Genomic DNA, 14,529 nt, shown 5'->3' with positions numbered 1-14,529 from the left:
ACGGATACAAGAAAGATAAAGACAGTAACGGATACAAGAAAGATAAAGACAGTAACGGATACAAGAAAGATAAAGACAGTAACGGATACAAGAAAGATAAAGACAGTAACGGATACAAGAAAAATAATAAGTATAAATAGGGATATCGAAGACATTAGCAAACGAAGTAAGATTTTTGAAGCGTCTGTCATCCCAAACGTCTTGATATGCATATTATAAAAACACAAAAAACCACTCCCTTATTTTTATAGGAAGTGGTTATTGCTGTTGATATAAATTAAGTTAGCTTGGATCAGAACCTTTTAGAGAGACACCAGGTGAAAGAATGGTTTTTTTGTTTAATAAGAAAAGATTACATTCTTTTCTCTAAGTGTTTTTTCAAGTCTTTTCAAGTCTTTTCAACTTTTGAATCGATTCTTCTGATGACCGTTTACCAATTTCTATTACCAATGCCTCAATCAAAGCAATAGTAGGTACTACTGAAAATTGTTCTTTGCTGACTTCTACTTTCAGCGTTGCGGATGCATATGAAATAATTGGGCATGAGATATAGTCTGTTATCAATCCTATTGACTGAAAATTTTTTAGAATATAATCGCATAACTGTCTTTGTTTTTTAGGTAAGGAGTCTTTAATATCAACTATTTTATTAATGGTTGTTTTTGGATTACCTTAACTCATTTAAATTACCTTTTCACCTTTTGAATTGTTGTAAACCACTTTTTAAAAAAAAGGGAATTTTTATTTTTGATATTCTAAAATTATATTGGGTTCAAATAATAAGGTCGTTAATTCTTCTCTTAAAAATAACAAAGGAGATACTACAAAAACGTAGTATCCCCTCCTATAGTTCTTAATAGAAAAAATGACCTTATTTTAAAATCATTAGAACCTTTTAATCAAATGATTAATTAATTATTTTGCTTAACATAAATTAGGACTTTTGTATATTTTGGAGAAAAAGAGTATAGATGTTTACCAGGGAGAAGGTACCACAGCGTGTTAATTTGCTAACAATAGGGGCAGGAGATTTACCTCGACTTCGAGTATTTTATAAGTCTTTAGGTTAAACTTTACGCTTAACACTTTCTCTCTCAATGAGTTCAGTATTTATCTCCAGCTTTAACTTTAGTTGATCTTTGTTAGAAATCTTCTCTAATAATCTTTTAACTGCACTTTTACCTATATATTGTTTGTAAACTCTAACAGTGGTTAATCTTGGATTACTTATCTCACAAAATGGCATATCGTCAAATCCAACAATAGAAACTTCTTCAGGTATCTTAATCCCTTTTTCAGTCATAGCTCTCATTGCAACTAAAGCTATAAAATCATTAAAAGCAAAAAATGCAGTTGGAAGCCTAAAGTTCTTATCATTAAGTCTTTCCTTCATATCCCTGTAGGCACCATCAAGAGTTGTTTCAAGCTCTATTACATACTCGTGGTGAATAGGCAATCCTTGCTGAATTAGCGCCTCTTTGAATCCTTCATATCTATACCTGAAATTATTAATGGGCTTTGTACTGCCAATACATCCAATTTCTTTATGGCCGTTTTCAACTAAATATTTCACAGCCTGATAGGCACCTTGTTCATTATTTATAAGAACATGATCAAAGTTTACTCCATTAAAATAATTATCTAAAAGAATTACCGGAATATTGAGTTTCTCAAAAGGATGTATGTCTATCTCATCCATCTCAGTGGCTAGCAACAAAACTCCCGCTGTTTGGTCTTCTTTAATTATTTCTTGAATATCTTCATCAGTATGCTCACTATGAATGATATGGGACACGATCAGCTCATAACCTTCTGCCCTGCATTCCCTTTCTGTTCCCTCAATTAAAGCAGAAAAAAATGGTGTATCAGCATCAACATAGCCTTGCTTTTTAAAAATAATAAACCTGATTATATTGCACTCTTCTTTGCTGCTTCTATTGTAGCCCAACTCTTCAGCAATCTTTAAAATTCTCTCCTTTGTTTCCTTTCCAACACCTTTTCTGTTATTCAGTGCATTAGAAACTGTTCCCGGAGATACTCCCGCTAATTTAGCAATATCTTGCATGATGGTTTTCATTAATCATTCACCTTACCTCTATATATCAAAAATAATAATTCAAAAAAAGTGATCAATCAAGTTTTACTAAATATTTATCTCCTTTTTCGAAAACTTATTTCATAGCTAACGATAATGCACTTAAAATGAAAGAAGAACTCCGGTAGACTACTAATGTACCCAACCGGAATTCTTTTTGTATGCCTCATGTTTTGAACTGCTTTGTTCTGGTGTTTTTATTTTATTGAACTTTGACAATTACTTGTGCATAACGAGTCATTGGCGCTTTTGCATTGTCGGAAACTTCCAGAACTATGTTGAAATAATCTCCTGAAACTGCATCCTTTGGAACTGTATACTTGGTTGTTAATTGATTACTATCCCATACCTGAAGTCCAGTGGCTGCTCCAGAGTATTCACTTGCATCTTTATAAACCCACCACTTAATATTTAAAGCATTACCATCGGGATCACTGGCATTCCCTTCCAATGTTACCACATCACCGGCTTTAGCCGTTATATCCTTTACTTTGGCACTTACTACAGGGGCATGATTGGAATCTTCATAGGAATTGACAGCCCAATCACTACGTGCTGCCCAGTCTTGCTGAAGCTGCAAAAGAAAACGCTTTGCACTAAAATCATCCTTAGTGCCAGTAACATAATCATCCTCAAGATACGATCCCGCTTTATTCATTGCTTTATCATTTACTTTTATGCGACCACCCCATGTCCCATAATTGGGGTTCTCAAGCCCGCGTAACCCAACAGGAATCAGTGGAAACCATGTGAGACTATCACCTTCCCCAAGCCATTCGTATTTATCAAAGGTATAATAAGCATCAGGATAACCTAGAGGGCGCCAATCGAGAGCAGCAGTTAATCCATATTGGAAATTATCTGGCTCACCAGGATAGTAGGTTCCATCTCCCATGGTATGATAGTTTGACATCATCTTTCCATGATCAAATATTATATTTTTAGTCAGCCATTCTGGTTGAAACGTATAGCGAGTCTCTGCGTTAGCCGTTCTGGAGCCAAAATATGCATAATCATTATACGCTCCATCGTAGGTCACAAGCCCCGGATACAAACCTGGAATATCGTAGTCGGTCCACGTATTATCTTGCGCATGAGCAAGAATAATAACTTTATTAACAACCTTATCCTGAATCGATTTCCACTGAGGAGTATTCTTGTACTCATCTGCAATGGATAATAATGCACGGGCCGTAGTGTTAAAGCCACCCCAGGTTTGAATATAAAGCTTGCGTGGATCATTATCCAAAATGGCCTTCTTTATCAACTCTGAACCCTCAGTCGCGTTACGAACGTCACCTTCGAATTCAACATTACCAACCTTTACAACACTCATGAGAGCATCTGGAGAAGGGTATTTTGGGTCATTCTTAACGAGATTCTTATAGTCCTTTGCGTACTCATTTTTAATTACGTCTTCAATCCATCCCATTGGCTGAGGGCGATAGATTTTAAGGTCACCTTCATTTGGCACCTCAGACTTATAACTTTTTGCGATTTCCTTCAAGGTGTGAACACCATCACCTTGCCAATGATACATTGACGAAGAATATACTATTCCGGCTATATCGAAGTCGTCTGCGTATAGCAACAAATGACGTAATGAGTTCTGATCATCAACTTCACCATCTGTAGTGATAATCATTCTTGTTTGAGAGCTTTTATCAGGTTCAGCATATTTTTTCTGTTTTGCCTGCACACTAGCAGGCTGCTGTTTTTCCTGTGCACTAACTGGCTGAATTCCATGGATTCCTGGTGCGACAACACCTGCTGTCAGTGCTAAGCTGGCTGTAAGCACAATTCTCCTCATTCTTTTCGACTTCATAAAAATTCCCCCTAAATATCTTTTATTATCAACCCTTATGGGTATCGACCATGGTTAATAAATATGTAATACACGGATTTATTACCTTATTAAGTGAGATGACTTTCTTGGCTTCCGCTTTACTACTTATATAAAAATTTGAATTTTCCTATGAAAGGCCTTTCATTTGTACCATACTGCGATTATATTGTAATACTATGAATATTTCAATCATTTATATAAATATTTATTTAATTTCATATAATTATTTATATAAAATTCCTTAATTTTTTTCTCGAACTTTTCTTTTTTTTACTAAAAACTCGAATACCATCCAATACTTCGGTTATATTTTTAGACAGAATCAAATGAATTTAAGTTGATTTTATTTAAATATTTATAAGTCCATCTCAAAATTTATCATAAATTGAAGTTATTTTTAACGAATGGTTTTATTTGCACTATTTTTCATGGGGAACTTTTTATGATTTCTTGGCTAGAAAGAGTCATTTTTTTATTTCAATTTGTGACCATAAGGGGAAAATTGGTTTCCAATGTTGATAAGCCGGGTAAGTATGATTTGTAAGCAAACAAAAAAACGAAATGGAGGCTATAACTATGAGTAAAGCAGTTTTAGGTGTTTATAATTCAAATGATGAAGTCGTTCGAGCCATTGAAGAATTCCAAAACGAAGGATATTCTGTAAACGACTTGTCGATTATTGCTAATACAGCAGTTGTCCCTTCCTCCATCGAAGAGGAAACAGGAGTAGCTTCCCAGGAGATAAGCACAAGTAATAACAACTACCAAACAGAGGAACACCAAGGGCTCTTAGCCAGTCTGTTTTTCCCGTTTGCGAATAGTATGACTCAAAATGATGAAAGAACTAACTATTATGATCATTTGATCGCCGAGGGTATCAGTGAGGTAGATGCACTTAAATACGAAGAAGATATCAATGACGGTAAAGTTCTGCTTCTTACTAATAAAGGATTAGGGAATGCTAGTGCTAGCGGCGGTGTCTCCATAGAAACTATGGATCGTGAACAGACTAGTCTAGAAGATCTCGACTCAGATAAGCAACGCACACTAAAGCTTCGAGAGGAACAATTGGATGTTAATAAACACCGTGTTCAGACAGGTGCCGTTGAGGTTAAAAAGGATGTCGTCGAAGAACAGGAAACAGTAAATGTTCCAGTCAGACGTGAAGAGGTCTATGTAGAAAGACGGACAGTAGACGAAACTGATGCAGACACAACCACACCTATAGGTGATGATGAAACTATTCGTGTTCCAATTGTCGAGGAAAGAATCGAAGTTAACAAGAAACCTGTCGTTACCGAAGAACTGGTGATTAACAAAAAGCAAGTTACAGAAAATCAAAAGGTAACAGAGAATGTGAAGCGCGAGGAAGCAAAAGTAAAGAAAAAGGGCGATGCTTCTATCAATGAAACTACTACTGACAGCGAGCGTGTGGATTCCGATAGATTTTAACATTTTTAAGATAAGGATGTAGTAAGCGTTTATTTTATAACACCTTTATTTATGTAGGGAAAAAAATTAAGATGATTTTTGTAAAACTGCTCATCCTTTTGCTTACTAGAGCTAAGGATGAGCAGTTATCTTTCTATATTGCAGGTGAAAATCCTATATTTAGGCATTATGATATTTATTACCTCATACCGCCCATTCATTAACTGCAACGTTATATGAACGATATTTGTTTACGAAAATTTTGGAATCCAATCACCATGTGCTTCAATTAAATCATCGCACATCGCAATGATGTCATTCATCGATAATTCAGCAGCCGTATGAGGATCGAGCATTGCTGCCTGATAAATGTGTTCCCTCTTTTTCGTAACCGCTGCTTCAATTGTTAAAAGCTGTGTATTAATATTTGTACGGTTAAGGGCTGCTAACTGTTCTGGAAGATCTCCTACATAGCAAGGATTGATTCCGCTTCGGTCAGCCACGCATGATACTTCAACAACAGCTTTTTCTGGTAAATTGCTAATTAAGCGCCCCGTATTTAAAATGTTTCCGCCAAATTTAAATGGAACATTCGTCTCAATCGCTTCAATAATACGCGAACCATATTCGTGAGAACGGGTATGATTAAGCTGCTCATTGTTGACAATCTCGTCACGCATTTTGTCCCAGCGTTCAATTTGCTCTATACAACGACGCGGATACTCATCAAGAGGGATATTGAATTTCTCGATTAATTCCGGATAATTGCGTTTAATGAAGTACGGATGGTACTCGGCATTATGCTCAGATGATTCTGTTACGTAGTATCCGAATTTGTCCAATAATTCAAAGCGGACCATATCATCATGCTTTGTTTGTTGTTTTTCTCTCGCACGGCGTTTAATTTCCGGATATAAATCTTTGCCGTCGCGTTTGATCTCAAGGAGCCAGGCCATATGGTTGATGCCGGCGATTTTTTCTTCCACTCCTTCATGATTCATTCCTAATGCTTTGAACAGGTGCTCGCTGCAAACTTGTACGCTGTGGCATAATCCGACTGTTTTAACATTTGTATAGCGCAGCATTGCTCCTGTTAATGTTGCCATCGGATTTGTGTAGTTTAAAAACAGGGCATTCGGACAAACCTCTTCGATATCCTTGGCGAAATCCCACAAAACCGGAATGGTGCGAAGTGAACGGAAAATTCCGCCAATCCCGATTGTGTCAGCAATCGTCTGACGAAGACCATATTTTTTAGGAATTTCAAAATCAATAACAGTACTCGGCTTATATCCCCCCACTTGAATAGCATTGATTACGTATTTAGCTCCAATTAATGCTTCTCTCCTATTTAAATAGGCTTTAATACTGATCGTTTTATTATAACGATCTCTTAGATTAGTCAGCATTGCTTCTGATTCTTTCAAGCGCTGTTCATCGATATCATGTAAGGCAAACTCAAATCCATCAAGGGCAGGCACCATCAAGCAATCTCCCAATACATTTTTAGCAAAGATGGTACTTCCAGCTCCAATAAACGTAATTTTTGACATAAGTTTCCCTCCTATAAAGTGAAACCGGGACTGCCTATCGAATTTTGAAATAGGATAAAAAATTGTTCCAAAAAACAATTGATGTCCCGTATTCAGCTTTGTATTTTATGTTGTTATAATAATATTAAAATGTATATACAATAACCTCAATGGTAAGTTTGTGTGATTGGAGGGTAAAATATTGTCTTTGACTTATAGGGGGAAACATGAGAAGGATTATGGAACGTACGGTTTTCGCTTTCAAGATGTTCTTCCTAACGATGTAGCAAACATATTCGTGCTTGGCCGGGAAGAGAAAATACCCGGTGAATCTTATGATTGGCATGGGTTAAAGCGAAGAGACGTTGGCACGTTTGTGTTTCAATACACTCTGTCAGGATCGGGAAGATTTGACATAGAGGATAAAAGTTATACAGTGAGGTCAGGAGAAGCATTCATTGCCGAAATTCCTAGCAATCATCGTTATTACTTTCCAAAGGATAGCGAGGGATGGGAGTTTATGTTTATTACATTAGTGGGAAGAGAAGCCGCCGATTGCTGGCGGTTTATGAAAGAACAGAGTGGTCCTGTCTTGAAAGTTCCTCCGGATTCAAAGTTGATTCAGCTTTTGCTGAAAATCTATCAAGAAACATATGATGAAAAGATTACAGATGCATATTATGCCTCTGCAAAAGCTTATGAGTTTATTATGGAGTGTTACCGTTTCATAAGGAATATAGAAAAAGCAACGAAAGGTTTCTCTCTCCAGATTACAGAAGCATTATCCTTTATCCAAACACATTTTCATGAACCAATCACACTCGACGAAATAGCGGCCGTATCCGGTTTCTCAAGATATTACTTTATTAAGCAGTTTCAACACCAACTTAATATGACACCTGTGCAATACCTTACCAAAATCAGAATTCAAAAGGCAGCGGAGCTACTTCGTTCAACGAAATCCTCTGTTACAGACATTGCTGCCCAGGTAGGGTATGCAAATGCCAATTATTTCAACAAAGTATTCCGCAAAGCTGTTGGTGTGTCCGCCGGCAACTTTCGTGAAAGTAAAGACGTTGTCGGAATTGATCGTTTAATCATTGATTAAGTTTATGGCAATATGAATTGACTGATATAAAAAGAAATAAACTTTTAATAGAGGCACACCAAACCACCAGACAAGAAGAATCACAAGCTTAGAGACAAGAGCAAATGTTGCCTATTTCGGCATGTTTGGTTATGAACTCGATCTTACGAAAATGACGGAGCAGGAAAAACAGATCGTTCGGGCGCAAATTGATTTTTATAAGCAGAATCGCAAAATCATTCAAAATGGGATCTTTTATAGGCTGCAAAACCCCTTTGTAGGTGATGGAAATGAAACAAGCTGGATGGTTGTGTCACAAGATCAAAAACAAGCAATCGTCGGCCACTATCAGGTGTTATCACGTCCAAATCCGGGATTCTCAAGGCTGCTGCTTAAAGGGTTGAAGTCGGATACTGAATACATCGTATCCGGATTAAGCAGCACTCATTATGGTGATAACTTAATGTATGCCGGCCTCCCGCTAAAAAATGAACATACAGGAATCGAGATTCCCGGTGTGGAAGAAAGCGTAGAATTTTCATCCCAGGTTTTTGTTATAAAGGAAAAATAATTATTTTAGTGCCTTAATTGTGCGCTTTGGGCACTTTTTTGGGTCATCAAGAAAAACCTAGCACTAAAACCCCTGGTCGTCTTAAAAAAATTCAAATCATTTTTGAAAAAAACGCTGAATATTCTCAGCGTTTTTTTATTATATTACTGCTCAACCAATCTGCCTTTTGTATAAGTACTTTATTTTCACGATCTATATCTTAGCTAATAACCCTTTTAAAAAAATGAATGAGCTGAGTCTTCTTTAGTATTGCCTTCCTTGTTAATATATTTAAAAACTTCTTCACCCTCAGTATCTTTTGGGAGATTATTTAGCTCAGCTACTTTCTCAATCATTCTAAATGCAAATAAGAATATCCGCTATACTCTTAGCTGCTAGATTTTAGGCTAAGTGTCTAAGAAGTTAAACAAGCCTATAACCATCACACGGTCACAGGCTCGCCTTAAGTTGAGGATACCATAAACATATTTATTTAGTTTGGATTAATAAAATTTCATCAATGATGGGAATTTCTCTTTGCAATATGGTTAAGAGTTTTTCTTCGACTTGATTGTCGATTTCACAAATCGTTATCGCCGAACCATTGACTTTTGAACGTTCATTCGCCATACGGGCAATATTTAACCCTTTTTGATAAATAGATCCTGATAGCTCGGCAATAACCCCTTTTCGATCGGTATGACGGATTACAAGTGTTGGTCGGTCTCCGGAAAATTTTAATGGGTAATCATCCAACTCCTGAACTTCTACTTTGCCGCCGCCTAAGGAACTTGCCAATACCTTTACAGTTCGCGTTGCCCCTGATAATTCTACTAGCACCGTATTTGGGTGGTAACTTCCAAGAACCCGTTTCGTAAACTCGTATTGTAAGCCATTTTCTTCGGCAATGTGTTTCGCATTTGGAATGCCTTGATCCAATGTTGTTAACCCAAGAACCCCTGCTAATAATGCTAAATCTGTCCCATGGCCCTGATAGGTCTCGGCAAAGGAACCCATCAGGGAGAACTTTGCAAATAATGGTTTTTCATTTAACAGCTGAAAGGCAATGTTGCCAATTCGGACAGCACCTGCCGTATGAGAACTTGATGGCCCAACCATGACAGGGCCGATAATCTCATAAGCACTTTGATATTTAGCAGGACCGCCGCCGCTTGTCTTTTCGCTAAAAATCTGCGTTTTCAGTTTTTGACCTGTCGGGGTACCGGCCAAACCGCCAATTCCGGTTTCTCTTAACGATTCAGGCATTTGCTGCCCTACTTCATGCATCACATGGATGACTTCATCAGGAGGGATAATGCTGACTACCCCTGCTAACGCCATATCTGCCGCAGCCTGGGCGGTAATTGCATGCAATCCGTTCCGAAGGATACAAGGAATTTCCACCAGCCCGGCAACTGGATCACAAACTAGTCCCAGTGAATTTTTTAAAGCAATCCCTACTGCATTTCCAACTTGGGTAGGTGTTCCACCGGCAAGTTCAACTAAAGCGCCGGCTGCCATCGCAGTTGCTGAGCCGATTTCCGCCTGGCATCCCCCGGCTGCTCCTGATATGGAAGCCTTATTGGCAATTACCAATCCAAGGGCAGAGGCAGTGAACATCGACAGTACGATCAGCTCCCGTGGGAATTTTCCGCTGTCCAGCGCGTGAACGAGTACTGCCGGCAAGATTCCCGCCGATCCTGCAGTCGGTGTCGCCACAATCCGCCCCATTGCTGCATTGACCTCTGATACTGCCAGCGCATTAGCTGCGGCATCTAATGTCATGGGATTGACAAAGGATTTTCCACTTTCAGCATATTGGTGAAGGCGGTACCCATCGCCGCCGGTCAAACCGGTACGGGACATGACAGCACTTCTCTTCCCGTTATGGACGGCCTCTTCCATTACCATAAATTGCTCGGCCATTTTTTCAATAAGAACTTCCCGTGGAATGCTCTTTTGCTGTATTTCAGTTTGAATCATTAATTCTGCAATTGTTATGTGTTGCTGCTCGGCCAGTTCAATTATTTCTCTTAAACTCGTAAAAGACATACTATCACTCCCTCAAAGAAGACGGTCCCCATGCACGAAGCATTAGAACCGTCTCCCTGTTTTATCCTTTGTTTTGTTTTTATTATACTGCTTTCGTTTTTGTGCCTTTTTCGTTTTCGGCCTCGTCTAACGGTACGCGTTTTTCCATTTTTAACAGATAGAAAAGGGCTGTCATAATGGCAAGAAATCCAATTCCCACGATTAATGGGATGCGCGTGCTTGGATTAATAAACATTCCAACAAGGACGACCAATAAAAATACTATAGTAGCATAGTTGCTGTAAGGTGCAAAGGGCATTTTAAATGGATGTTTTTCCATTGCAACAGCATTTACTTTTCTAAATTTAATTTCACTGATGAGCAGTACAAACCATGGAATCATTCCAGGAAGTACACTCGCGCTGTAAACATACACGAAGATGGATGGAGGTGCAATATAGCTCAAAACAACGCCAAGGACCAAGCCCACTAAAACCGTTAAAGTTGAATAAACAGGTACTTTATTTTCCGATAGTTTGGCAAAAATCTTTGGTGCCTGCCCATTTTTCGCCAATGTGTAAAGCATCCTCGTAGCACTGAAGATACCACTGTTACAGCCGCTCATTGCTGCCGTGATCACGACAAAATTGATAATGCCTGCTGCAGCCGTAATTCCAATTTTGGCAAAAACCGAAACGAATGGGCTGCCAATTTGATTAAGCTGGTTCCAAGGGTAAACAGTTACAATGACAAAGATCGCACCAATATAGAAAATTAAAATACGCCAAACAGTTGTTTTTACAGCATGGGTGATCGTTTTTTTCGGATTTTCTGCTTCACCAGCCGTAATCCCAATTAGTTCCACCCCTTGATAAGCACCGATTACGATGGAAAGGGCAAAGAAGAAACCTTTAAATCCGCCAGTGAAAAAACCGCCATTTTTCCAGATGTTTGAAAATCCAATTGCATTGCCTCCATTTCCGAACCCAAAGAGAATGATGCCAATACCAGCAATAATCATGAAGACAATCGTTAATACTTTAATTAACGAGAACCAGAATTCAAATTCACCAAAGTTTTTAACCGAAATCATGTTGGCAACGCCAAGGATCACCATCGCGACCACCCCAGGGACCCATGTTGGCAGATGTGGGAACCAATAATGCATATACGCACCAACCGCAATGATTTCCGACATGCCGACAGTAATCCATTGGAACCAATAGCTCCAAGCCGTTAAATAACCGGCCAAAGGATGGATATATTTATTGCCAAGGTCAGCAAATGAACCGGAGGTTGGTTCCAAATAAAGCATTTCCCCCATCGAGCGCATGATGAAAAATAAGAAGAGGCCGGCAACTGCATAGGCAATCATAACCGATGGACCCGTCCATTTAATTGTACTGGTCGAACCCATAAATAAACCAACCCCGATCGTACCACCCAAAGCAATCATTTGAATATGACGCGATTTAAGCCCCCGCTTTAATTCTTGGTTTTTTGACATAGACTTCCCTCTTTCCCCTTTGCACTTTTATAAACCCTTTTTCTTCTTGATCTTTTACTCTTTCCTTAAACCAATACAGGTTCCCCAAATGGAATACCCATTTTTTCGGCCAAGTTTTCGAGCATAGATTTTGTCATACGGTCTAAATCGTACCCCGGATTAAAATCCCATTCCTCTTTGGCAGCGGTCGCATCAATACTGTTTGGCCAAGAGTCGGCAATCTGCTGTCGGACTGGATCCACCTGATAATCTATCGTAAATTCTGGTATCAATTTCCTGATGGAAGCAGCGATTTCTTCAGGTTCAAAACTCATAGCTGTAATATTAAAGGCATTTCGATGTTTTAACCTAGATGAATCCGCTTCCATTAATTTAATAATCGAATCAACCGCATCCGGAATATACATCATATCCATGTAAGTCCCTTTCGCAATATATGACGTGTATTTTTTGTTCTTTAACGCTTCATAGTAGATATCAACCGCATAGTCTGTCGTTCCTCCGCCCGGAAGTGTTTTGTAGGAAATTAACCCAGGGAAGCGGACCCCGCGGGTATCGACGCCAAATTTTGCAAAGTAATAGTCACATAGCAATTCGGCGCTGACTTTGGTAACACCGTACATCGTGTTTGGCCGTTGGATTGTGTCCTGGGGTGTATTGTCTTTTGGCGTGGATAGACCAAAGGCGCCAATCGAGCTTGGTGTAAAGAATTGTGCATGGGAATTTTTTGCCACCTCGAGCGCATTTACCAATCCGCCCATATTTAAATTCCAGGCTAGAAGAGGTTTTTTCTCGGCTGTTGCTGATAGCAGCGCTGCCAAATGGATAATCGTATCAATGTGATGGTCATTGACCAGCTTCTGCATTTTCTCGCCATCCAGCACATCCAATGTATCAAATAAACCATCTTCTACCACTGAGTTGCTGTTAACATGGCGGATATCAGTAGCAAGGACATTTTTCTCTCCATAAAGCTCCCTAAGTCTCAACGTTAACTCTGAACCGATTTGTCCTAAGCTTCCAGTCACAAGAATTTTTTTCACCGTAAATAGCCTCCTAAGTATTTCTCTTAAATAATGAACATGGTATCTGATTGTATCAGAGAGGACCTAGTCTAAGAAACGAGGCCCTGCCCTTTTTATCTTCTAAACTTAGATGACACCCAGTTCCTTTCCAACTTTTTCATATACAGAAAGCACTTGATCTAGCATTTCTCTTGTATGAGCCGCAGTCGGCATATTGCGCACTCTGCCTGTTCCCTTCGGCACCGTTGGGAAGGTGATGGCTTTGGCGTAAACTCCCTCTTCCATTAGACGGCGGGAAAATTGCTGTGTTAATGTTTCTTCTCCGATAATACATGGCGTAATCGGTGTTTCTGAGTGACCAATATCAAACCCTAATTTTTTCAAACCTTCTTTTAAATAGCGGCCATTTTCCCATAGTTGATCGACTCTCTCCGTTGATTCCGTCATGATGTTAATGGCTTCAATGCTGGCAGCAGCAGCTCCAGGTGTCAGCGATGTTGAAAATAGGAATGGACGGGCGCGCACTTTTAACCAATCAATTAATTGCTGAGTACCAGCCACATAGCCGCCTACAACACCAATAGCCTTGGAAAGCGTTCCAATTTGAAAATCAATTTTATCAGAAAGGCCAAAATGTTTAACTGTGCCGGCACCATTGCCCATGACGCCTGAACCATGTGCGTCGTCAATATATGTAAGCAATCCATATTCTTCTGCAATCTCCACGATTTCCGGAAGCTTCGCTACATCTCCATCCATTGAAAAAACTCCATCGGTGATATACATAATTTTTTCATAAGCACCGCTTTCGACCGCTTCTTTTGCAGCCCGCCTTAGATCGTCCATGTCCTGGTGTTTGACGCGGATGATTTTCGCTCCGGACAAACGGCAGCCATCAATAATCGAGGCATGGTTCAATTCGTCGGAAATAATCGCATCCTTCTTTGTCATCACCGCCGAGATTGCGCCCATATTGCAATTAAATCCTGATTGGAATGCAATTGCCGCTTCTGTATGCTTGAATTCGGCTATCTCTTTTTCCAATTCAGTATGGATGGTCATCGTTCCGTTAATTGTCCGAACGGCACCCGCACCCACACCGTACTGTTTCGTGGCTTCGTTCGCCTTCTGAATTAATCTTTCATTGTTTGCGAGCCCAAGGTAATTGTTGGACGACATATTGATGATTTCTTTGCCCTTGATTACCACAATTGGGCCATTGGCTCCCTCTACTGTATCAATGTCGTTATATAGCCCTTTCTCACGTAGCTCTTGCAGCTGTGGAGTTAATATATCTTCTAAAACTTTTCTAGACATCGTACAAACCTCCTCAATAAACTTATCAGTATAAATTTCTTATCCGTTTCCGATTAGGAAAGATTAATTTGAAAACGTTTCCATGCACTTAGTTTAAATCGAATTTAG

General features: G+C 39.2%; 12 protein-coding genes and 1 pseudogene. 4 read left to right on the top strand and 9 right to left on the bottom strand.

All coding sequences use genetic code 11. The annotated features are described in order from the left end of the window. The 4 genes from JOC76_RS25490 to JOC76_RS25475 form a co-directional block, all read right to left on the bottom strand. On the bottom strand, positions 1 to 212 hold a 212-nt coding region (locus JOC76_RS25490), incomplete at its 3' end, for a hypothetical protein (protein ID WP_205181614.1). Between the two features lie 166 nt (positions 213 to 378). Further along, positions 379 to 564 (bottom strand): hypothetical protein, encoded by a 186-nt coding sequence (locus JOC76_RS25485; protein WP_205181613.1) that lies wholly within the window; start codon positions 562 to 564, stop codon positions 379 to 381. A 502-nt stretch (positions 565 to 1,066) separates the two neighbouring features. Then, entirely contained in the window at positions 1,067 to 2,077 is a 1,011-nt protein-coding gene (locus JOC76_RS25480; RefSeq protein WP_205181612.1) for a LacI family DNA-binding transcriptional regulator, read from the bottom strand. A 220-nt stretch (positions 2,078 to 2,297) separates the two neighbouring features. Further along, on the bottom strand, positions 2,298 to 3,920 hold the full coding sequence (locus JOC76_RS25475) for a DUF1593 domain-containing protein (RefSeq protein WP_205181611.1): 1,623 nt from the start codon (positions 3,918 to 3,920) through the stop codon (positions 2,298 to 2,300). A gap of 597 nt (positions 3,921 to 4,517) precedes the next feature. On the opposite strand from JOC76_RS25475, the gene JOC76_RS25470 reads away from it, so the two are divergent. Further along, positions 4,518 to 5,393, top strand: coding sequence for a YsnF/AvaK domain-containing protein (locus JOC76_RS25470; RefSeq protein WP_205181610.1), 876 nt, complete (start codon positions 4,518 to 4,520; stop codon positions 5,391 to 5,393). A 230-nt stretch (positions 5,394 to 5,623) separates the two neighbouring features. Here JOC76_RS25470 and JOC76_RS25465 read toward each other — a convergent pair whose 3' ends face one another. Beyond that, positions 5,624 to 6,925, bottom strand: coding sequence for an alpha-glucosidase/alpha-galactosidase (locus JOC76_RS25465; RefSeq protein WP_205181609.1), 1,302 nt, complete (start codon positions 6,923 to 6,925; stop codon positions 5,624 to 5,626). 181 nt (positions 6,926 to 7,106) lie between these two features. Between JOC76_RS25465 and JOC76_RS25460 the strand changes: the two genes are divergently transcribed. The 3 genes and pseudogenes from JOC76_RS25460 to JOC76_RS30260 all read left to right on the top strand — a co-directional run bounded on the left by JOC76_RS25460 (position 7,107) and on the right by JOC76_RS30260 (position 8,562). Then, positions 7,107 to 8,012 (top strand): AraC family transcriptional regulator, encoded by a 906-nt coding sequence (locus tag JOC76_RS25460; protein WP_239557967.1) that lies wholly within the window; start codon positions 7,107 to 7,109, stop codon positions 8,010 to 8,012. Between the two features lie 67 nt (positions 8,013 to 8,079). Then, positions 8,080 to 8,229 (top strand): annotated as a pseudogene (locus JOC76_RS30625) (alpha-galactosidase); the annotation flags it as partial. Positions 8,230 to 8,295: 66 nt separating this feature from the next. Next, complete coding sequence (locus JOC76_RS30260) at positions 8,296 to 8,562, top strand: GH36 C-terminal domain-containing protein (RefSeq protein ID WP_239557971.1); 267 nt, start codon at positions 8,296 to 8,298, stop codon at positions 8,560 to 8,562. A gap of 468 nt (positions 8,563 to 9,030) precedes the next feature. On the opposite strand, the gene sdaAA is transcribed toward JOC76_RS30260, so the two are convergent. The 4 genes from sdaAA to JOC76_RS25435 all read right to left on the bottom strand — a co-directional run bounded on the left by sdaAA (position 9,031) and on the right by JOC76_RS25435 (position 14,421). Further along, the gene (gene sdaAA, locus JOC76_RS30780) at positions 9,031 to 10,593 is read right to left on the bottom strand and encodes an L-serine ammonia-lyase, iron-sulfur-dependent, subunit alpha (protein ID WP_205181608.1); all 1,563 of its coding nucleotides are present in this window, start codon (positions 10,591 to 10,593) and stop codon (positions 9,031 to 9,033) included. A gap of 82 nt (positions 10,594 to 10,675) precedes the next feature. Next, complete coding sequence (locus tag JOC76_RS25445; protein WP_205181607.1) at positions 10,676 to 12,079, bottom strand: amino acid permease; 1,404 nt, start codon at positions 12,077 to 12,079, stop codon at positions 10,676 to 10,678. A 65-nt stretch (positions 12,080 to 12,144) separates the two neighbouring features. Continuing rightward, entirely contained in the window at positions 12,145 to 13,122 is a 978-nt protein-coding gene (locus JOC76_RS25440) for an L-threonine 3-dehydrogenase (protein WP_205181606.1), read from the bottom strand. Between the two features lie 108 nt (positions 13,123 to 13,230). Then, positions 13,231 to 14,421: a glycine C-acetyltransferase gene (locus JOC76_RS25435; RefSeq protein WP_205181605.1), complete on the bottom strand. Its 1,191-nt coding sequence runs from the start codon at positions 14,419 to 14,421 to the stop codon at positions 13,231 to 13,233. Between the last annotated feature and the right edge of the window lie 108 nt (positions 14,422 to 14,529).

It is taken from the genome of Neobacillus cucumis (assembly GCF_016908975.1).
Taxonomy (GTDB): domain Bacteria; phylum Bacillota; class Bacilli; order Bacillales; family Cytobacillaceae; genus Neobacillus; species Neobacillus cucumis.
The sequence above is the reverse complement of the archived record's forward strand: the minus strand, read 5'-3'. Positions and strand labels throughout refer to the sequence as shown.

What these genes read in the sequence shown, in the direction of transcription:
- JOC76_RS25480 (WP_205181612.1), bottom strand. Translation starts at nt 2,077, where the DNA reads ATGAAAACCATCATGCAAGATATTGCTAAATTAGCGGGAGTATCTCCG.
- JOC76_RS25475 (WP_205181611.1), bottom strand. Translation starts at nt 3,920, where the DNA reads ATGAAGTCGAAAAGAATGAGGAGAATTGTGCTTACAGCCAGCTTAGCA.
- JOC76_RS25470 (WP_205181610.1), top strand. Translation starts at nt 4,518, where the DNA reads ATGAGTAAAGCAGTTTTAGGTGTTTATAATTCAAATGATGAAGTCGTT.
- JOC76_RS25465 (WP_205181609.1), bottom strand. Translation starts at nt 6,925, where the DNA reads ATGTCAAAAATTACGTTTATTGGAGCTGGAAGTACCATCTTTGCTAAA.
- JOC76_RS30260 (WP_239557971.1), top strand. Translation starts at nt 8,296, where the DNA reads ATGGTTGTGTCACAAGATCAAAAACAAGCAATCGTCGGCCACTATCAG.
- sdaAA (WP_205181608.1), bottom strand. Translation starts at nt 10,593, where the DNA reads ATGTCTTTTACGAGTTTAAGAGAAATAATTGAACTGGCCGAGCAGCAA.
- JOC76_RS25445 (WP_205181607.1), bottom strand. Translation starts at nt 12,079, where the DNA reads ATGTCAAAAAACCAAGAATTAAAGCGGGGGCTTAAATCGCGTCATATT.
- JOC76_RS25435 (WP_205181605.1), bottom strand. Translation starts at nt 14,421, where the DNA reads ATGTCTAGAAAAGTTTTAGAAGATATATTAACTCCACAGCTGCAAGAG.